The sequence below is a fragment of the Pseudomonas frederiksbergensis genome (assembly GCF_003732705.1).
GTDB lineage: Bacteria > Pseudomonadota > Gammaproteobacteria > Pseudomonadales > Pseudomonadaceae > Aquipseudomonas > Aquipseudomonas frederiksbergensis_F.
Window position 1 is genome coordinate 77,256 of sequence record NZ_MOBR01000019.1, and the last position, 19,997, is coordinate 97,252.

The following is a 19,997-nucleotide window of genomic DNA, read 5'->3' on the forward strand; positions in this document are numbered from 1 at the left end:
GCATTCCCACGCAGAGCGTGGGAACGATCTTCTGAGGGAACATCACACTGTCATGCAGGTCGGTTACATCAGTAGCTGTCCGGGACCGCACGACGGAAGCGTGCAAAAACGCGACATTTTTTGTTGATCTCAAGCCCCTCACGCCCTAAAGTTCGCGCCGAACGTCCATGCTGGAAACGATCCATCCGGCTCAAGTACTGACGACGAGACAGCAAGGCCAAGGGCAGCACCGCTCCCATGGCCTTTTTGCTTTCGGCGACATGCCTTGGGAAGTAGGCGAACCAAAGTGGGGATACGGAGGACGTTCATTTGCACCCATTGTTAATTTCAGTTTGCCAGTAGGAGTTCCCAGCATGTCGATCAACGTCGAAGACTATTTCGCGCGTGAAACCTTCAACAAAATGAAGGCGTTCGCCGACAAACAAGAAACCCCGTTCGTGGTGATCGACACCGCGATGATCAGCAAGGCCTATGACGACCTGCGCGCCGGTTTCGATTTCGCCAAGGTCTACTACGCGGTCAAGGCCAACCCGGCCGTCGAAATCATCGACCTGCTCAAAGAGAAAGGCTCGAACTTCGACATCGCCTCGATCTACGAGCTCGACAAAGTGATGAACCAGGGCGTCGGCCCGGATCGCATCAGCTACGGCAACACCATCAAGAAATCCAAGGACATCCGCTACTTCTACGAGAAGGGCGTGCGTCTGTATGCCACCGACTCCGAAGCCGACCTGCGCAACATCGCCAAGGCTGCGCCGGGTTCGAAAGTCTACGTGCGCATCCTCACCGAAGGCTCGACCACCGCTGACTGGCCGTTGTCGCGCAAGTTCGGCTGCCAGACCGACATGGCCATGGACCTGCTGATCCTCGCTCGCGACCTGGGCCTGGTGCCGTACGGCATCTCGTTCCACGTCGGCTCGCAACAGCGCGACATCAGCGTCTGGGACGCGGCGATTGCCAAGGTCAAAGTGATCTTCGAACGCCTGAAAGAAGAAGACGGCATCCACCTGAAGCTGATCAACATGGGCGGTGGCTTCCCGGCCAACTACATCACCCGCACCAACAGCCTGGAAACCTACGCTGAAGAAATCATCCGTTTCCTCAAGGAAGACTTCGGTGACGATTTGCCGGAAATCATCCTGGAACCGGGCCGTTCGTTGATCGCCAACGCCGGCATCCTGGTGAGTGAAGTGGTATTGGTCGCGCGTAAATCCCGTACCGCCGTCGAGCGTTGGGTGTACACGGATGTGGGCAAGTTCTCCGGCCTGATCGAAACCATGGACGAAGCCATCAAGTTCCCGATCTGGACCGAGAAGAAAGGCGAGATGGAAGAAGTGGTCATTGCGGGTCCGACCTGCGACAGCGCCGACATCATGTATGAAAACTACAAGTACGGTCTGCCGCTGAACCTGGCGATCGGTGATCGTTTGTACTGGTTGTCCACCGGTGCCTACACCACCAGTTACAGCGCGGTTGAATTCAATGGCTTCCCGCCGCTGAAATCCTTCTACGTGTAACAAGTACTCGGCGCGTTCAAGCGCCACCCTGCCAAAGAAAGCCCATGACGTCTCATGGGCTTTTTTTATGCGTTGAGTTTGCGAGCCATAATCGTCAGTTGCGTGGACATTTCGCGGACTTCAGTCAGCGAGTAATCCATCATGCGCATCGACAACTTGGCGCGCGGCAGCGTTTGCAAATCATGGTTCGATAACAGTTCGCGTCGGGCATCTTCGATAAAGCGCATGAGCCTGTAACAGAAATCGCCCAGATTGTTCGCCGAGCCTGTGCTCTGCGCGTGCAATGTTTCGAGGTGGACGATGTGCTGCTTCGCCAGTTCGCGGCGTTGTTCTTCCGAGTAACTGTCGTTCGGGTCGTATTGCATGCCCGGCAAGCCCAGGCGCCCGAGGGTGTAATAGGCCTCGATCTTGGAAATGGGCCCATCGCAACTGCACAGACGCAGCTTCAGCGACTCGATGAATCGCAGAAAGAGGCTATGGGTGTTTTCGGTCAGGGTGCGCACGCTGGTTCTGAGCTGCTCCACGGTCCGCTCACACATCCCCAGGCGGAACAAAAACATCTGCATGATATCGAGCACATCAACCGGCGGACTGCCGGTCCAGTTGCCCGACGTGACAATACTGAACCGCTGGGGATCGATGCGGACAATGGATGTGCGCCGGTCCCAGCCTTCATCGTTGATGGCTGCAAATTCAGCCAGAAAAACGTTGAGGTCCTGCACCACCCATGGAATCGCATGACCCAAGGCGTCGATTGAGGCCTTGATTCCCTGCCAGGAAGCCAATGAATCCGTCGCGGCGAAGCCCAGTGCGCGTGCATCGGGAGGAACCAGCAACTGATGTCCCTGCCGCGCGATTAAATCGGAGAACGATTGTATTTGCGCCAATGCGGGGCCGAGGTCGTTCAAAAAGTCCTTGTACTGCCTGATGGATACGAAATTTTTCTCTGCCAGTAAATAATCGAACATCGAATTTCCTCCGGCGACGCCTGACAGTGCTGCCAGGCGTCGCCCCTCCAGACTTAAGGCCGCGCCACTGGCGCGAGGAACTCGAGGAACTGCCGGGCTTCTTGGGTGAAGCCGAGACTACGTGCGGCGCTGTCGGCGAATTGCTCCGCGCCCATGGCATTCACGAACTGCTCGAATGCCGTCGCGGCCTTGGCGTACTCCGACGCATACACTTTGCGCTGATCTTCAATCGCATGAATTGCGTGGATGTACTTGGTCTTGCCGGCCGAGGTGCTGATGATCGAACTTTCCAGGTCAATCTGTTTGGACAAGGCTTCGATTTTTTCCTGCAACTTGTCGCTCTCACGAACCATGTCGAGGAAACGAATGCCCTTGCCGATGTCTTCCATGGTTTTTTTCAGTTGTTCGATGGCGAACATCACCAACTGAATTTCCGGCGGCGCCAGGCCCAGTTCCTTGAGTTTTTCGATGGTCAGGACGATGCCTTTGGCCAGTTCGTCCAGGCCGGCTTTCTCGATGGCCTTGACCGCATCGATCACCACTTGGCGCTGATCCTGAATGATCACCAACTTCGCGCGCAGAGCTTCGATTTCGGCAGTGGCCTCGCGCGCTTCACGTTCGAAATCGACGAGGTAGGCACGGGTCAGACGCTGATCAAACGCGTCGCAAATGTCTTTGAGGCAATCGCGAACAGTGCTGCCAGGCTCGCGTACCGATTGAACGGCGGCGTCCAGCAGTCGAGTCCGCTCATGCTCCAGCTCGGCAATCAGCTCAACATCGTTGTCGCCATTGAGCTCGTCACGCAGGTCCGCTTCGAGACGTCCGAGGCGGCCAATGTTCTTTTCCAGGGTGTATTGGCTGTCTTGCGCCGCTTCCTGCAGGTTCATGCTGGCGGTGCCGACGTTCAGCACCAGACGGTTGAAGCGGTCGTACAGGTGCGGAAGGTAATTGAGCTTGGTGCACCAGACGCCGGCGTCGTTGCGGTCGTCGCGCATCTGCTGATTGCTGGTGGCCAACAGCGCTTTGTCGACTGGCGGATACCCCGCACTGGCCTGAATGCCGAGGGTCATGCTGTGCATTGTGGCGGATAGCGAACGGCTGTTGATCGGGGTGACATTCATTGCGCGGGTACTCGAGCTGTAATTACGGTCATATTCTTCGTCGGCGTCTTTGAACACCTGGAGCAACTTGTCCGAGGTCTTTTCGATCTCGCGCCATGGCGCGACGACTTCACGGAACTGACGCACGAAGATATTCAGGCTCAATGCGTTATCGATGCCGCCGATGGCCTCGAAGGAATCCCGAACGGCATGGAACATCGTGTTCCACACATACATCAGGTTTTGCGTAGCCACATCTGCGTCGACGGCAACAATCATTGCACTCTGCAGATCGTGTTTAACCCGCGCCAGAGAGCCCAGCGTCTGGTTCTTGGCGTCGAGGATTTGTACGTCCTGCTCCTGCTCGGCATACAAGCGGTTGCGTTGAGCGCGGATATTTTCGGCCTCGACGCCCATATAGATGGCCATCGCCAGACCGGCAATGTTCATCCCCGCCGCAGCCTTCAATGCTTCCTGTACCGCAGCCTTGTATTCGGTGTTCTTGATATCGATTTCCAGCGCACGCTGGTCAATGATGTCCTTGAGGTGTTTGATATCGGCCGGCAACGTATTACCGTCGATCTGATCGACCCGCCGTTTGATGCCCGGCAGCACATGTTCGCGCAAGTCATAGCCGAAAGTGTCCAGCTCTTTCTTGATATCGGTAACCTCTCCGAGGTTATTTTCAATTCTCTTGAAAATACGATCCAGGTAATAACCCAAGCTACTGAGGGTATCTTCTTCCAGTTCGATACCGGGAAACTTGTCACCCATTTCCATTTCCAGCTGGCGGAGCTCTTCCAGGGTTTTGATGTTGCGCCGCTCGATCAAATCGCTGGCCTTGACTTCGGCCACAACTTCTTCAATGCCTTCGCCATAATTGATCATGCTGCGGGCAAAGGATTTCAGATCGGTGCCGGTCATCATGATTTTTTCCCGCAGTGGCGACCAGCGACGGGCGTGGTTACGGGTGTTCTGGAAGGTGCTGAGGAAATCTTCCGGCTTCAGACCCGCACCGCCATCCTGGCCGACGCCGAAACGCAGATAGTCGATCACATCTTTAAGCGTGTGCGGCAGTGCCAAACCCGCGGCTTCGTATTTGCGCAGGTCGATCACTTGCTTTTTGGTCAGCAGCAGGCCGGTGTCACGAACAACGTTGTCGCTACCGGCGACAGAAACTCCGGTCAACAACTGTGGTGCTTGAACGGCGTACTCCTGCAATTGTTCAGGTGTCGCGTCTTTTAGGGCGTCATCCCATAAAGCGTGGTTAGTCATAATTAATCCGTTAATTAAACTTATATTCAAACTTAGAAGAGGCGAGACATCCAATTGTCTCGCATTTATCCCGACAAGAAACCGGAACTGGAACCAGACTAAGCAAAAGATAAGGCGAGAGTCAAAAACGGAGATGTATTTAAAAACGACAACTTGACGAACCCCCGTAAAACCGAGGAAATGCAACCAACAAAGAAACAACTTTCTATTGATTAACGGCCAGGACCCGTTCAACTAACTTCGCCAGCCACTAGTTGGTTGTATTTTTCGCCGTACTCATTAGCCAGCGCTTGTAAACACGCATGGGGTGCCTGCAATAGAGAATGCGCAGCGCCTTGCAGGAAAACCGAATGCCCAAGGTCCATCGCCTTGCGCAACCACATCAGCCCCTCCTCGGTCCGGCCCTGGTCGACCAGGACGCTGCCATGGCTGAACTGCCCGCGAAAATCCCCGCCCTCGGCCGAGCGGCGATACCACTCGAACGCCGCCTCGGGGTTGGCCGGGCAATGTTGGCCCTCTTCCAGATAGCGGCCCAACAGGTTCATCGATTTGGCATGGCCGAGTTCAGCGGCGCGGCGATAAAGCAGCAAAGCGTCGGCCTGATTTTCACTGACGCCCCTGCCAGTCGCCAGCAGGTTGGCGTAGTTGTACATCGCCCAATCCAGCCCGGCATCCGCCGCGATCCGGTAATGCCCCGCCGCCACCGAAGCATCCTCCGTACACCCCCAACCATGCTCATGGCACCGACCGAGCATGTTGCGCGCCATCAAATGCCCGCCCTTGGCCGCGATCTCGAACCAACGCACAGCCAATGGTTGATCCTGTTCGATGCCCTGCCCGTCCAGCAGAATCTGCCCCAGCAATGCCTGGGCATCGAGCACACCTTCGCGAGCAGCAATCAGAATGGCCTGGGCCGCCCGCGCCGGACTTTCCTCAAGCATGGCTTTGAGTTGATCACCGTCGAGCACTTCCTCGCGGCGCAGTTGATAACTCATACCTCCACCCAGCGGCGCAACAAATTGTGATAGGTGCCGGTGAGGCGGATCAGCGAAGGATGATCAGGCATGTCTTGAGTCAGTTGCTGGATCGCCCCGTCCATCTCGAACAGCAAGGCACGCTGGCTGTCTTCGCGCACCAGGCTTTGGGTCCAGAAGAATGACGCGTAGCGTGTGCCGCGAGTAACGGCGTTGACCTTGTGCAAACTGCTGCCGGGGTACAGGACCATATCGCCGGCGGGGAGCTTGACCCGTTGGGTACCGAAGGTGTCCTGGATTTCCAGCTCGCCACCGTCGTAGTCGTCCGGTTCGCTGAAAAACAGTGTCGCCGACAGGTCGGTGCGCACTCGCTCGATGCTGCCCTTGGGCTGGCGCACGGCGTTGTCGATGTGGAAGTCAAAACTGCCGCCCGCCGTGTAGCAGTTCAGCAACGGCGGAAAGACCTTGTGCGGTAACGCGGCCGACATGAACTGCGGATTTTTCCACAGTCGTTCGAGCATCGCCGCGCCGATTTCCTTGGCCAACGGGTGACCTTCAGGCAGTTGCAGGTTGTGCTTGGCCTTGGCCGACTGGAAGCCAGCGGTGATCTTGCCGTCGGCCCAATCCGCCTGCTCCAGGGCCTCGCGGATGCGCTGCACTTCTTCTTTCGCGAACACGCCGGGAATGTGCAGCAACATGCGGACGACACCTGATTTCAAAGAGGCGCCAATGGTATTGATTCTTATTGCCCGTGTAAAACCCCACAGACGAACGAGACAGCAAAAACCGTAAGGTTAAATTGTAAAGAATGTAAATTTGTCGCGAATAGTAACGTTTCGCAATTGATACAAATACCTGTTTACCCTATATTCCGCGACCTCAAATCCTTGGGGAGGGGAATTCACATGTCACGCCAACTACAACAATCACCGGTCAGTTCACCACGTTTGCTCGCGTCTGCCATCGGCATGGCAATCACGGCCGGCTCCGCTGGACACATGGTTTTCGCCGCCGAAAAGACTGACGAAAAACCCTCGGGCAATGGGATTTCCCTCGATGCCACCAGCGTGGTTGGCGAGCAGCAAGACACCTCCTACAAAACCGATACCTCGGCCTCGAAAAAGTACACCGCGCCGCTGCGCGAGACGCCGAAAAGCGTCACCGTGATCCCGCAACAAGTGATCCGCGACACCGGCGCCACCAGCCTGGTCGATGCGTTGCGCACCACACCGGGCATCACCTTCGGTGCCGGCGAAGGCGGCAACCCGGCCGGCGACCGTCCGATCATTCGCGGCTTCAACGCTGAAAGCGACGTGTTCGTTGATGGCATGCGCGACCCGGCGTCCCAGAGCCGCGAGATCTTCGACGTTGAATCGGTGGAAATCAGCAAAGGCCCGGGCTCGGCCTATACCGGCGCCGGTTCCACCGGTGGCAGCCTGAACCTGGTGAGCAAGACCGCCAAATTGGGCAACTTCTACAACGGCGGCTTCACCTGGGGTTCGGACCAGACCAAGCGCACCACCCTTGACCTGAACCAGCAGATCAATGACACCTCGGCCTTTCGCCTGAACCTGATGAAGCACGAAGCCAACGTCGCCGGCCGTGACGGCGTGGATGTCAGCCGCTGGGGCGTGGCGCCGACCTTCTCCTTCGGCCTGGGCACCGACACCCGTGTGACCGTCGGTTACTACCACGTCGAAACCGACGACATGCCGGACTACGGCGTGCCGCTGACGCTGAGCCCGAACCGCAGCAAGTACCACGTCGACAAGCCGGCCAACGTCAATAAAGACAACTTCTACGGCCTCACCGGTCGCGACTATCGCCAGACCCAAAACGACAGCGGCACGATCAAGATCGAACACGATCTGAATGACGACCTGACCGTTTCCAACAGCTTCCGCATGTCCCGCTCGACCTTGGATTACATCGCCACCAACCCCGACGACAGCAAGGGCAACGTGGCTAACGGCAGCGTGTACCGTGGCGCGAAAAGCCGTAACTCGACGTCCAGCGGCTGGGTCAACCAGACCGATCTGAGCGCCAAGTTCAGCACCGGCGCGATCGAGCACAGCCTGGTCACCGGCCTGGAGTTTTCCTACCAGGACACCCACAACCGTCCGTACATCCTGACCTCGACGGCGGCCGGCACTACGTGCAACCGTGCGCTGTTCAATTCCGGCGACTGCACCAACCTGTACAAGCCAACGCCTGGGGATAACTGGTCGGGCACGATCACGGACAGCAACGCCTTCACCGACACCGATACCAAGACCGCCGCAGCCTACGTATTCGACACGCTGAAGTTCAACGAGCAATGGTCCCTGAACCTGGGCCTGCGTTACGACAACTACCAGACCGAATCCAGCGGCTATGCCAATGCTGGCCGTAGTTCGCCAGCGGGCAGCTTTTCCCGGGAGAACACCACCGACCTGCTCAACTACCAGATCGGCGTGGTCTACAACCCGTTGCCTAACGGCAGCGTGTACGCGGCCTATTCCACCTCCAGCAACCCGGCCGGCGAAACCAGCGGTAACGGCGGCCTGGAACTGGCAGCGAACAACAGCGACCTGGACCCGGAAAAAAACCGTAACTACGAAATCGGCACCAAGTGGGACTTCTTCGGGGACGACCTGTCGCTGACCGCCGCACTGTTCCGCACCGAGAAAACCAACGCCCGTATCGACGATCCGGACGGCGCCACCACCCAAGTGCTGGACGGCGAACAAACCGTCAACGGCCTGGAACTGACCTACACCGGCAAGCTGACCCGTAACTGGAAAGTCTTCGGCGGCTACACCTATATGGAAAGCGAAGTGGTCAAGACCACCCTCGCGGCCGATAAAGGCAACCACATGCCGAGCACGCCACGGAACAACTTCACCCTGTGGTCGACCTACGACCTGATCCCGGAAAAGTTGACCATCGGCGGCGGCGCGACCTTCGTCGATTCGCAGTTCGGCAACGTCGCCAACTCGGTGGAGATCCCGTCCTACTGGCGTTACGACGCCATGGCCAGCTACGCCCTGACCAAGAACGTCGATCTGCAACTCAACGTACAAAACCTGACCGACAAGCGTTATTTCGACCAGGTGTTCCAAACGCACTACGCCCACGTGGCGGCGGGCCGTACCGCCCTGCTGAGCGCGAACTTCCACTTCTGATTGCCCGCCAGCAAAGGAACAACACAATCCCTGTGGGAGCGAGCCTGCTCGCGAAGGCGGCAGCACATTCAATACATGTATTGGCTGACAGTCCGCATTCGCGAGCAGGCTCGCTCCCACAGGTTGTGTTTCTCGACTGGCAATTATCAGGACCAAGCCCCGTTCATTGAATTGAACGGGGCTTTTGTGCGTAATAAAGAATGTTTCTCGACAACCCACGGCATAATGCGCGCCGTGATGATTACTTTCGAACGAACAAGGCGAGTGACGTGTTGAAGAAAACCCTGTTCCAGTTGCACTGGTTTTTTGGCATCAGCGCGGGACTGGTCCTGGCCCTGATGGGTATAACCGGTGCGGCCTATTCGTTTCAGGATGAAATCCTGCGGGCGTTGAACCCTCAAGTGTTGCAGGTCGAAAAGCAGCTCGCCGGTGTGCTGCCGCCTGCCGAACTGGTTGAACGTGTCGAAGCCGCCTCCGGCAAGAAAGTCTCGATGCTTTGGGTCGAGACCGACAGCGGTAACGCCGCACGCGTGATATTCACCCCGCCACCGGGGGAACGTCGCGGGGAGATGCGCTACTTCGACCCGTACACCGCCGAATTCCTGGGTGACGCCACTGGCCAGGACTTCTTCAGCTTCGTGCTGCAATTGCACCGCTTCCTGGCCATGGGTGACACCGGCCGACAGATCACCGGCGCGTGCACGCTGATCCTGGTGTTCTTCTGCCTGTCCGGCCTCTACCTGCGCTGGCCGCGCCAGTGGAACAAATGGCGGGCCTGGCTGACCCTGGACTGGAAGAAAAAGGGCCGCAGCTTCAATTGGGACCTGCACTCGGTGGCGGGCACCTGGTGCCTGATGTTTTATCTGTTGGCCGCACTGACCGGGTTGTCCTGGTCGTACGAGTGGTACAACAAGGGCCTGACCCAGTTGCTGTCCGATGCGCCGCAGAACGAGCGGGTTCGCAACCGTGGCCCAGCCCCGAGCGGCCCCGCGCCGAGCGCCGATTACGCGGCGATGTGGAGCAGCATCTACAGCGCCGCCGGCCCGAATCTGTCCGCCTACAACATCCGCATGCCGCCCCTGGCTGGCCAACCGGCGACGGTTTATTACCTGCTGAACACCTCGCCCCATGACCGCGCGCTCAACGAGATCAGCCTCGATCCGGCGACCGGCATCGTCAAACGCCATGACCGCTACAGCGACAAGAGTTTCAAAGCGCAACTGTTGACCAGTATCTACGCGCTGCACACCGGCAGTTATTTCGGCATCGTCGGGCGGATCGTCCTGACCATCACCGCGCTGACCATGCCGCTGTTTTTCGTCACGGGCTGGTTGCTGTACCTGGATCGTCGACGCAAGAAACGCCAGATCAAGGATGCGCGCAAAGGCTTGGTGCAACCGGGCAGCGATGCGCCGGCCTGGCTGATTGGTTTCGCCAGCCAGAGCGGATTTGCCGAACAACTGGCGTGGCAAACCGCCGGGCAATTGCAGGCCGCCGGGTTGCCGGTGAAGGTGCAGCCGTTGGCCAACGTCAGCGAGCAGGATTTACAGGACTCGGACAACGCGCTGTTCGTGGTCAGCACCTTTGGCGACGGCGAAGCGCCGGACAGTGCCCGGGGTTTCGAACGCAAAGTGCTGGGCCGAGCGTTAAGCCTGGAAAGCCTGAACCACGCGGTGCTCGGTCTGGGTGACCGCCAGTACCAACACTTCTGCGGCTTCGCCCGGCGCTTGCACACCTGGCTCGGTGAACATGGCAGCAAACCCCTGTTTGCCCCGGTAGAAGTCGACAGCGGCGACCCCTACGCCTTGCGTCACTGGCAGCAGCAACTTGGCCTGCTGACCGGCCAGGCACCTGTGGACACCTGGCAAGCACCCAGCTACGACAACTGGACCCTGGCCCGCCGCGAACTGATGAACCCGGACAGCTGCGGTTCGCCTGTGTACAAAGTCGGCCTCAGCGCCCCGAGCACCAGCAGTTGGCTGGCCGGTGACCTGGTGGAAGTGATGCCACGCAATTGCCCGTGGGCGATCGAGCATTTCCTCGATGGCCTGGGGATTGATGGCCGGGCCACGGTTGAGCTCGATGGATTGTCGCAACCGCTGGACCAGGCCCTCGCCAGTCGCCAAATGCCCGAGAACCGGGCGCACCTGGTCGGCTTGCATGCCCAGGCGCTGGTGCAGGCATTAGTGCCGCTGGCGATGCGCGAATACTCAATTGCTTCAATCGCCGCCGACGGTGTTCTGGAACTGATCGTCCGCCAGGAAGTGCACCCCGACGGTACGCTGGGCATTGGCTCTGGATGGCTGACTGAACACGCGCCGGTGGGTGGCAGCATCAGCCTGCGGGTGCGGCGCAACAGCGGTTTCCATCTGCCGGTGGAACCGGTGCCAATGATCCTGCTGGGCAACGGCACCGGTCTGGCCGGGCTGCGCAGTTTGCTCAAGGCACGGATTGCCGACGGGCAACAACGGCATTGGCTGCTGTTTGGCGAGCGCCATCGTGAGCACGACTACTTGTGTCGCGATGAGTTGGAAGAATGGCTGATTGCCGGTGACCTGGAGCGGCTGGACCTGGCGTTTTCCCGGGATCAGGCCGAGAAGGTCTACGTCCAGGATCGCCTGCGCGAATCCGCCGACGAGTTGAAGAAATGGCTGGCCGAGGGTGCGGTGATCTACATCTGCGGCAGCTTGCAGGGCATGGCCTCTGGTGTGGACCACGCGCTCAACGAAATACTCGGGATCGAAGAGGTAGACCGCCTGATCGAACAGGGCCGCTACCGCCGAGATGTCTATTAAGGCCACCCCTCACCCCAGCCCTCTACCCAAAGGGGAGAGGGCGCCGACCGCGGTGTCTCGCGCTATCCATCGACCTGAAAAACCGAGTCGAGCTCAGGTAATGGAAAACGACAAAGATCAGCTCAGCGGCTTAGAGTTGAACTCAGGATTTGAACGGCATGAAGATCGGCTCCCTTTCCCCCTCGCCCCGCTGGGGAGAGGGTTGGGGTGAGGGGTCGATTTCAAGACAACCCCAAAATCCCTGACTACAGTAAAACCTCCATCCCCTTCACAAGGACGTGAAGCATGCCCACTCGCCCCACGCTAAATCAACGCCAATTCGCCCGCCATCTGCGCACCAACCAAACCGACTGCGAACTCCTGCTCTGGCAGAAACTACGCGCACGACAAATCGCCAATCTGAAATTTCGTCGGCAGTTTCCATGCCTGCCGTACGTGCTGGATTTCTACTGTGCCGAATTGAAACTGGCGATAGAACTTGATGGTGGGCAGCACTATGAAACGGCGGGCAGGATTCATGATCAGCGGCGCACGCTTTACCTTCAGCAGTGTGGGATTGAGGTATTACGGTTTAGCAATTTGGAAGTCATTGAACAGATGAGTGATGTGTTGGAACAGATCATCAGGATTGCTGCGAATCGGATGCCGTGATTCTGATCTGGAATCCACCCCTCACCCTAACCCTCTCCCCAAAGGGGCGAGGGAACTAACCGAGGTGTCTTGCGCTATACATCGACCTGGAAAACCGAGTCGAACTCAGGCTTTGAAACAATAACGGTCAGCTCAGCGACTAATAGTCGAACTCAGGTATTGCAAACAACGAAAATCAGCTCAGCGATTTAAAGTCGATCTCAGAATTTGAACAGTATGAAGATCAGCTCCCTTTCCCCCTCTCCCCTCTGGGGAGAGGGCTGGGGTGAGGGGTGGATCTATCAGACAGGTTGCAGTCGCTGCTCAAACACACTCACCCCATCCAGATCCCGCAATACCACGCTCATATCCCCACTCTGCCCATCAATATTCACCTCACCAAAAAACTGAAAACCGGCAAACGGCGAGGTGTTTTGCGCCGGCGGTGCTTTCTCGAACACCACTTCTGGACCGAAGGTTTTATCCAGCGGATTCGGTCCGAAGCTGCCGGCATTCAACGGCCCGGCGACAAACTCCCAGAACGGTTCGAAATCCTGGAACGCCGCGCGATCCGGGTGATAGTGATGCGCCGCGCAGTAATGCACATCCGCCGTCAGGAACACAAAGTTGCGCACCTGCTGCGCCCGCAAAAATCCGAGCAGTTCTGCGATTTCCAACTCACGACCCTGGGCCGGTCCCGGATCGCCATTGGCCACCGCTTCCCAACGAGCGACACCCGGACTGACTTCACCGTCGGGCACGCCGAGGCCGATCGGCATGTCGGCGGCGATGACTTTCCATTGCGCATTCGAGGCTTTCAACGAAGCCTTCAACCAATCCAGCTGCTCACGCCCGAGGAAGGGTTTTTCGCCGCCCAAATTGTCATCATTTGCCCCGCGGTAACTGCGCATATCGAGCACAAACACATCGAGCATCGGCCCATAGCTCAGCTTGCGATAAATCCGCCCACCGTTGTCGGCGCTCTGCAAACGCATCGGCGCGTATTCGAGCCAGGCTTGCCGCGCGCGGCCGACCAGGCTGTGGATATCTTTGCTCTTGTAGCGCTCGTCCAGTTGCTTGCCCGGCGACCAGTTGTTCACCACTTCGTGGTCGTCCCACTGCCAGATCTGCGGCACTTCGGCGTTGAAGCGGCGGATGTTTTCGTCCATCAGGTTGTAGCGATAATTGCCGCGATACTCGTCGAGGGTTTCGGCGACTTTGCTCTTGGCTTCGCTGGTGATATTGCGCCACACCCGACCGCTCTCGGTGGTGAGTTGCGCCGGCACCGGGCCGTCGGCGTAGATGGTGTCGCCGCTGTGGATAAAAAAATCCGGCAGGCGCAAGCGCATGGCTTCGTAGATGCGCATCCCGCCGATGTCCGGGTTGATGCCAAAGCCCTGGCCGACGGTGTCACCGCTCCAGACAAACCGAATATCGCGACGCGCCGTCGGCACGCTGCGCAAGTGGCCGAACCAGGGTTCACTGGCGACCCCGTTCTGGGCATCTTCGAAGTGCACGCGATAGAAAATCGCCTGGTCGGCGGGCAGGCCGGTGAGTTCGACCCGTGCGGTGAAGTCAGTGCGTGAATCCGCCAAGGGCGAAACAAAACGACGCGGGTTGGTGAACAGGCTGCGGGTGTCCCATTCCACCACCATCCGCGCGGGACGATCGCTGCGGCTCCAGACCATCGCCCGGTCGCCCAGCAGATCGCCGGACTGCACGCCGTCGGTGAGTTGCGGGCGATCCTTGACCGAGGCGATCACCGCCGGGGCCAGGCCGGGCAACAACAAACCGGCGCCGACCGCTTGCATGACGCGACGGCGACCGAGGTTGAATTCGCTCATGGTGTTCTCCCTGAAAAAGGGAAACTTAAGCACGTGCGCATGACGCCCGTGTGAAAACACAGTCCCTTGTAGGAGCGAGGCTTGCCCGCGAAGGCTGTGTGTCATTCAACATCGATGTTGAATGTGATGGCCTCTTCGCGGGCAAGCCTCGCTCCTACAGGGGGTGGGTGTCAGGCGTTGACGGGCTCTATCGCCAACTCCACCTCTTCCGGCCGTTTCAACACCGCATACACCACCGCCGTCAACAAGCTTCCGGCCACGATGGCGAGTAGATACAGCAGCGCATGGTTGATCGCATTCGGGATCATCAACACAAACAACCCACCATGCGGCGCCATCAGCTTGCAGCCGAAATACATCGACAATGCACCGGTCAGCGCGCCACCGGCGATGCTTGCCGGGATCACCCGCAACGGGTCTTTCGCGGCAAACGGAATTGCGCCTTCGGAGATGAAACACAACCCCAGCACAAACGCGGCTTTACCCGCCTCGCGCTCGGTCTGGGCGAACTTGCGGCGGGCAATAAACGTCGCGATACCCAGGCCAATCGGCGGCACCATCCCGGCGGCCATGGTCGCGGCCATCGGCGCATAACTCTGCGATGCCAGCAGCCCCACGGAGAACGCATAAGCAGCCTTGTTGATCGGCCCGCCGAGGTCGACGCACATCATGCCGCCGAGCAACACGCCGAGCAGAATTGCGTTGGTGGTGCCCATGCTGTCGAGGAAGTGTGTCAGCCCCAAAAGCATCTCCGCGACGGGTTTGCCGACCACGTAGATCATCACCAGACCGGTGAACAAACTCGCCAGCAACGGGATGATCAGGATCGGTTTGAGCGCTTCAAGACTCTGCGGCAACCGCGCATAACGATTGATCGCCTGGGCCGCGTAACCGGCGATAAAACCGGCAATGATCCCGCCGATAAAACCGGCGCCCAGGGTGCTCGCCAACAGACCACCAATCATCCCCGGCGCCAGGCCCGGACGGTCGGCGATCGAGTAGGCGATGTACCCTGCGAGCAACGGCACCATCAGCTTGAACGCGGTTTCGCCGCCGATCTGCATCAGCGCCGCAGCGAGCGTGCCCGGCTCCTTGAACGCGGTGATGCCGAACACGAACGACAGCGCGATCATCAAACCGCCCGCCACCACCATTGGCAGCATGAACGACACACCGGTCAGCAGGTGTTTGTAGACGCCGGTCTTCTCTTGCTTGGCCGGGCCTTTCGAACCGCTCGCGGCGGTTTCCTGCTTGCCTTCGGCCAGGGCTTTGTTAAGCGTGGCCTCGGCTTGTTTCAATGCGATGCCGGTGCCGCAGCGGTAAATCTTCTTGCCGGCGAAACGCTCGGTAGCGACTTCGATATCGCAGGCCAGCAACACCACGTCAGCGTCGGCAATCGCCGCCGCGCTCAGGGGATTGCGCGCACCGACCGAGCCTTGGGTTTCGATCTGCACGTCATAACCCAGACGCTTGGCCGCTTGCTGCAAGGCTTCGGCGGCCATGAAGGTGTGGGCGACGCCGGTCGGACAGGCAGTGATCGCCACCAGACGCGGGGCATTTTGCGTCACTGCAACCTCTTCGGCCGCCACGTAGACCTCAGCCTCTTGCGCCCCACGCTGCAGCACGGCTTCAACATCTTGCAGGGCCTGGGCCGGAGTGCTGCGGAACACCCGTTTGCCGACAAATCGCGACATATCCACAGGCGCGCTGGTCACCAGCAACACCCACTCGGCGGACTCAATGGTGGCCGCCGACAACTGACGTTCCGGGTGCGCCGCGTCGTTCACTTCGACGCAGGTGCTCCAGCCCTGACGCTGGGCGGCGGCATCGAGCAGCCGAGCGCACAGCACACTGGTGACCATGCCGTTCGGGCAGGCCGTAACAATGGCTAACTTCATGACAACCCCTCTTATTGTTCTGTCAGGAGGCGCACGCGCACGCCCTGTTCGAGTTGCGTCAACTGCGCGGCATCATTGATGCCGAAACCGATTTGCGTGACCGCCATCGCGGCAATCGCCGTGGCGGTGCGCAGAGTCTGTTCGGGCGTATCGGCGCTGAGCAAACCGTGGAGCATCCCCGCCAATAGCGAATCACCGGCGCCCACCGTGCTGACCACACTGACCCTCGGCGGCGTGGCATGCATCGCCGCGCCGACACTGAACCAATTCACCCCGTCGGCCCCGTGGGAAATCACCACGTGCTCGATGCCTTGGGCGTGCAAGCGGCTCGCGGCTTCGGCCTGGGCCGCCACCGACACCACGTCGCAATCGAGGGCATCGGCGAGTTCTTCGGTGTTGGGTTTGATCAGCCACGGACCTGCCGCCAGCCCTGCACGCAAGGCTTCGCCACTGGTGTCCAGCGCCACGTTCAAACCGAGGTTTTTCAGGCGAGCGATCAAGGCCTGCAACCACTGCGGACTGACACCGCGGGGCAAACTGCCGGCGACGACAACGGCGTCATGCCCCGGCGCGATCTGATCCAGGCGATCCAGTAACGCCTGCTGCGCCGCTTCATTCACCTGCGGGCCCGGACCGTTGATGTCGGTGATGCGCCCGTTGCTTTCCGCCAGTTTGATGTTGCTGCGGGTCTCGCCCGGCACGCGAATGAACGCGTCGACGAAACCGCGTTTGGCGAACAGGGTTTCAAACGCCTGAAGATTGTCTTCGCCGAGAAAACCGCTGACGGTCAGTTGATGCCCGAGATCGGCCAGCACCTGCGCCACGTTCACGCCTTTGCCGGCGGCGTGGGTGTGCATCTCGTCGCTGCGGTTGACCTGACCGGGTGTCAGCACCGGCAATTGGACGGTGAGGTCCAGTGCCGGGTTGAGGGTCAGGGTTAGAATCTTGGCCATTACAGGGCCTCCACTAATGCGCGCACTTCATTGGCGCTGCCCACGGCCAGGGCCTGTTGGGCGAGAATTTTTGTCTGGACCAGGCTGAGTTCGCGGATGCGCGCCTTGACCTCGGCGATGCTGCGACCGGACACGCTGAGTTCATCCACTCCGAGGCCGACCAGCACCGGCACCGCCAGCGGATCCGCCGCCAGTTCGCCGCACACGCCGACCCATTTGCCATGGGCATGGGCCGCGCGCACCGTGATGTCGATCAGTTGCAGCACCGCCGGGTGCAGGCCGTCAGCCTGGGCCGACAAGGTCGGGTGGCCACGGTCGATGGCCAGGGTGTATTGGGTCAGGTCGTTGGTGCCGACACTGAAGAAATCGACTTCCTTGGCCAGCACCGGCGCCAGCAGTGCCGCCGACGGCACTTCAATCATGATCCCCAATTGCAGGTCCGCAACCGGAATTTCCAGACGCAGACGTTCGGTCATGTCCCGGGCCTGGCGCCACTCATCGACGCTGCCGACCATGGGAAACATGATGCGCAATGGTCGGTTATCGGCGGCACGCAGCAAGGCGCGCAATTGCGCTTCCATAATGTGCGGACGTTGCAGGGTCAGGCGAATGCCGCGCACGCCGAGGAACGGGTTTTCTTCCTTGGCGATCGGCCAATAGGGCAGCGGTTTGTCGCCGCCAACATCGAGGGTGCGGACCACCAAGGGACGACCGGCCAGGCCATCGAGCACGCGACGGTATTCGACTTCCTGAGTGGCTTCGTCCGGGGCTTGGGAGTGGGCCATGAAAATCAGTTCGGTGCGCAGCAGGCCAATGCCTTCGGCACCCTGTTCTACCGCGCTGGTGACACCCGAACTCTCGCCAATATTGGCGAACACTTCCACGGCGTGGCCGTCGGTGGTCAGCGCTGGTTGATGGCGTTGTTCGGCGGCGGCTTTGAGCCGCAGTTCGCGGGTGTCGCGCTCTTCGGTGGCGCGCTGCAAGGTCGCGGCATCAGCGTCTACATGCAGGCGACCGCGCTGGCCGTCGATCAGCAACGGCGTGCCCGGCGCCAGCAGCAACACGGCGGCACCAGCGCCGACCAAGGCCGGAATCCCCAAGGCGCGAGCGACGATGGCGCTGTGAGCGGTGGCGCCGCCACGGGCGGTAAGGATGCCGGCGACGCGTGCCGGATCGAGACGAGCGACATCGGACGGACCGACTTCGTCCATCACCAAAATGTACGGTTGCTCCGGTTCGCTCGGGGTTTCGACGCCACACAACTGCGCCAGTACCCGACGACCAATATCCCGCAGATCAGCGGCACGTTCGGCGAGCAAAGCGTCCTGCAAGGATTCCTGTTGTTTGGCCGCCGCTTCGATCACCGCCATCCACGCCGCTTCGGCGCTTTCGCCTTGCTTGAGGCGAGTGTCGACTTCATCGGTCAATTCCGGGTCGTCGAGCATTTCCTGGTGGGTGATGAAAATCTCGCGAATCGCTTTGGATTTGCTGCGCTCGATCAAGCCTTCGATGTCGCGACGGACATCGCTCAGCGCTTGTTTCAGGCGTTCGCGCTCGACGGCCGCAGACTCACCTCGCAGCGGGTAATCGATGGTTTGCAGCACTTGAATATGCGCCGGGCCGATGGCGATGCCAGGGGCGGCAGCGATGGCCTGAACCAGGCTGCCGGACGTTGGTGCGAGCAGCACTTCAGCGACGTCGGCCAACACTTCCCGTTGCTGGCTGACCGCCGGCAACGGCTCGACTTCTTCACCGAGGCCTTCTTCGATGGCCGCCAACAACGCCGGCAACGCATCAGCGGCGATACTCGGTTCGGCGATGAATTTCAGCACCTGACCGCGACGGGCGCCGAGGCTGAGCAACTTGCTCAGGCTTTTCACCGACACCGCGCTGTCCTGGCCATCGACGATGCGTACGCGAATCTCGCCTTCAAAACTTTTCGCCAATTGCGCGAGGATCTTCGCCGGACGCGCATGCAAACCGTGGGCATTCGCCAAGGCAATGCGCGCGCTCGGCCAGTCGGCGGGCACTTCGCCGCCGAGCACTTCGAGGACTTTTCGGCTGCTGGTGGCGCGGCCCAATTCGTGGCCGCGTCCTTCGATCAGCAGCGCACACAGGCGTTCGAGCAAGGCCTGATGCGCCTCGCCGAGACTGGCCAGGCAGAACAGACCGCTCAATGGCTGACCGAGGTAACGCATCGGTTTGTCCGGTGTGACGAACGCCAGGCCCGGACGCTTTACGGTTTGTTCGCTGTGCAACCACCACAGGCCATCGCCCAGGGGCAGCGCTTCGACCTGCTGCAGCACGGCGGAGAAACCGTTGCTCACGCAATCGGCCTGGCGCAACAGACGCGCACCGCGCCAGACCAGTTCTTCGAAATCATCAGCGGATACGCCGAGGCCGATCATCTGTGCATCCAGCGCCAATTCTTGTGGCGCACCTTGCAGCAGTTTCAGCAGCGCTTCGGCGGAACTGGCGCGACGCAGGGCCTGGCCCAGGTCGGTTTCGCCGAGGGCACGGGTCAGCAGTTGCAGCAGGCGCAGGTGTTCATCGGATTTGGCGGCGATGCCGATGGCCAGGTAGACAATGTGACCATCACCCCAGTCCACGCCTTCGGGAAATTGCATCAGCCGCACACCGGTGGAAAACACTTGGTCGCGGGTTTCCGGGGTGCCGTGGGGGATGGCAATACCTTGACCGAGAAAGGTCGAGCCCTGGGCTTCCCGCGCCTGCAAACCGGCGAGGTAACCTTCTGCGACCAGACCATCGGCAACCAGATGCTGGGCCAGCAGGTGCAACGCGGCTGACTTATCCACAGCCGACTGGCCCATGGATATCTGCTCTATGGTGAGCTCGAGCATGCTTTCTCCTTTTTGGTG

The 19,997-nt window shown here is 59.7% G+C and carries 12 protein-coding genes; 4 read left to right on the top strand and 8 right to left on the bottom strand.

Features of this window, described 5'->3' with window-relative positions; genetic code table 11:
• The first annotated feature begins 353 nt into the window (after window positions 1-353).
• The gene (locus BK667_RS20765) at window positions 354-1,517 is read left to right on the top strand and encodes a type III PLP-dependent enzyme (RefSeq protein WP_123598734.1); all 1,164 of its coding nucleotides are present in this window, start codon (window positions 354-356) and stop codon (window positions 1,515-1,517) included.
• A 65-nt stretch (window positions 1,518-1,582) separates the two neighbouring features.
• Here BK667_RS20765 and BK667_RS20770 read toward each other — a convergent pair whose 3' ends face one another.
• The 4 genes from BK667_RS20770 to BK667_RS20785 all read right to left on the bottom strand — a co-directional run bounded on the left by BK667_RS20770 (window position 1,583) and on the right by BK667_RS20785 (window position 6,532).
• Complete coding sequence (locus BK667_RS20770) at window positions 1,583-2,485, bottom strand: hypothetical protein (RefSeq protein WP_123598735.1); 903 nt, start codon at window positions 2,483-2,485, stop codon at window positions 1,583-1,585.
• A 53-nt stretch (window positions 2,486-2,538) separates the two neighbouring features.
• Window positions 2,539-4,860, bottom strand: coding sequence for an alpha-xenorhabdolysin family binary toxin subunit A (locus BK667_RS20775; RefSeq protein WP_123598736.1), 2,322 nt, complete (start codon window positions 4,858-4,860; stop codon window positions 2,539-2,541).
• Between the two features lie 230 nt (window positions 4,861-5,090).
• Window positions 5,091-5,855, bottom strand: a complete 765-nt coding sequence (locus BK667_RS20780) for a tetratricopeptide repeat protein (RefSeq protein ID WP_123598737.1) — start codon at window positions 5,853-5,855, stop codon at window positions 5,091-5,093.
• Window positions 5,852-6,532 (bottom strand): Fe2+-dependent dioxygenase, encoded by a 681-nt coding sequence (locus BK667_RS20785; RefSeq protein WP_123598738.1) that lies wholly within the window; start codon window positions 6,530-6,532, stop codon window positions 5,852-5,854. The genes BK667_RS20780 and BK667_RS20785 overlap by 4 nt, the downstream gene beginning before the upstream one ends.
• Before the next feature lie 207 nt (window positions 6,533-6,739).
• Between BK667_RS20785 and BK667_RS20790 the strand changes: the two genes are divergently transcribed.
• The 3 genes from BK667_RS20790 (at window position 6,740) to BK667_RS20800 (ending at window position 12,444) form a co-directional block, all read left to right on the top strand.
• Window positions 6,740-8,998 carry a TonB-dependent receptor gene (locus BK667_RS20790; RefSeq protein WP_123598739.1) on the top strand — a complete coding sequence of 753 codons (2,259 nt, stop codon included), beginning with the start codon at window positions 6,740-6,742 and terminating at the stop codon, window positions 8,996-8,998.
• Window positions 8,999-9,267: 269 nt separating this feature from the next.
• A complete protein-coding gene (locus BK667_RS20795) occupies window positions 9,268-11,793 on the top strand; it encodes a PepSY domain-containing protein (protein WP_123598806.1) in 2,526 nt (841 codons plus the stop codon).
• Between the two features lie 285 nt (window positions 11,794-12,078).
• A complete protein-coding gene (locus BK667_RS20800; RefSeq protein WP_123598740.1) occupies window positions 12,079-12,444 on the top strand; it encodes an endonuclease domain-containing protein in 366 nt (121 codons plus the stop codon).
• 281 nt (window positions 12,445-12,725) lie between these two features.
• On the opposite strand, the gene BK667_RS20805 is transcribed toward BK667_RS20800, so the two are convergent.
• The 4 genes from BK667_RS20805 to ptsP all read right to left on the bottom strand — a co-directional run bounded on the left by BK667_RS20805 (window position 12,726) and on the right by ptsP (window position 19,979).
• Window positions 12,726-14,267, bottom strand: a complete 1,542-nt coding sequence (locus tag BK667_RS20805) for an alkaline phosphatase D family protein (RefSeq protein WP_123598741.1) — start codon at window positions 14,265-14,267, stop codon at window positions 12,726-12,728.
• A gap of 170 nt (window positions 14,268-14,437) precedes the next feature.
• Entirely contained in the window at window positions 14,438-16,165 is a 1,728-nt protein-coding gene (locus BK667_RS20810; RefSeq protein ID WP_123598742.1) for a PTS fructose-like transporter subunit IIB, read from the bottom strand.
• Between the two features lie 11 nt (window positions 16,166-16,176).
• Window positions 16,177-17,118 (bottom strand): 1-phosphofructokinase, encoded by a 942-nt coding sequence (gene pfkB, locus BK667_RS20815; RefSeq protein ID WP_123516439.1) that lies wholly within the window; start codon window positions 17,116-17,118, stop codon window positions 16,177-16,179.
• Window positions 17,118-19,979 carry a phosphoenolpyruvate--protein phosphotransferase gene (gene ptsP / locus BK667_RS20820; RefSeq protein ID WP_123598743.1) on the bottom strand — a complete coding sequence of 954 codons (2,862 nt, stop codon included), beginning with the start codon at window positions 19,977-19,979 and terminating at the stop codon, window positions 17,118-17,120. The genes pfkB and ptsP overlap by 1 nt, the downstream gene beginning before the upstream one ends.
• Window positions 19,980-19,997: the final 18 nt, after the last annotated feature.

Coding starts and splice junctions, on each gene's coding strand:
- BK667_RS20800 (WP_123598740.1), top strand. CDS start 12,079: ATGCCCACTCGCCCCACGCTAAATCAACGCCAATTCGCCCGCCATCTG.
- BK667_RS20810 (WP_123598742.1), bottom strand. CDS start 16,165: ATGAAGTTAGCCATTGTTACGGCCTGCCCGAACGGCATGGTCACCAGT.
- BK667_RS20780 (WP_123598737.1), bottom strand. CDS start 5,855: ATGAGTTATCAACTGCGCCGCGAGGAAGTGCTCGACGGTGATCAACTC.
- BK667_RS20770 (WP_123598735.1), bottom strand. CDS start 2,485: ATGTTCGATTATTTACTGGCAGAGAAAAATTTCGTATCCATCAGGCAG.
- BK667_RS20785 (WP_123598738.1), bottom strand. CDS start 6,532: ATGTTGCTGCACATTCCCGGCGTGTTCGCGAAAGAAGAAGTGCAGCGC.
- BK667_RS20775 (WP_123598736.1), bottom strand. CDS start 4,860: ATGACTAACCACGCTTTATGGGATGACGCCCTAAAAGACGCGACACCT.
- pfkB (WP_123516439.1), bottom strand. CDS start 17,118: ATGGCCAAGATTCTAACCCTGACCCTCAACCCGGCACTGGACCTCACC.
- ptsP (WP_123598743.1), bottom strand. CDS start 19,979: ATGCTCGAGCTCACCATAGAGCAGATATCCATGGGCCAGTCGGCTGTG.
- BK667_RS20765 (WP_123598734.1), top strand. CDS start 354: ATGTCGATCAACGTCGAAGACTATTTCGCGCGTGAAACCTTCAACAAA.
- BK667_RS20790 (WP_123598739.1), top strand. CDS start 6,740: ATGTCACGCCAACTACAACAATCACCGGTCAGTTCACCACGTTTGCTC.
- BK667_RS20805 (WP_123598741.1), bottom strand. CDS start 14,267: ATGAGCGAATTCAACCTCGGTCGCCGTCGCGTCATGCAAGCGGTCGGC.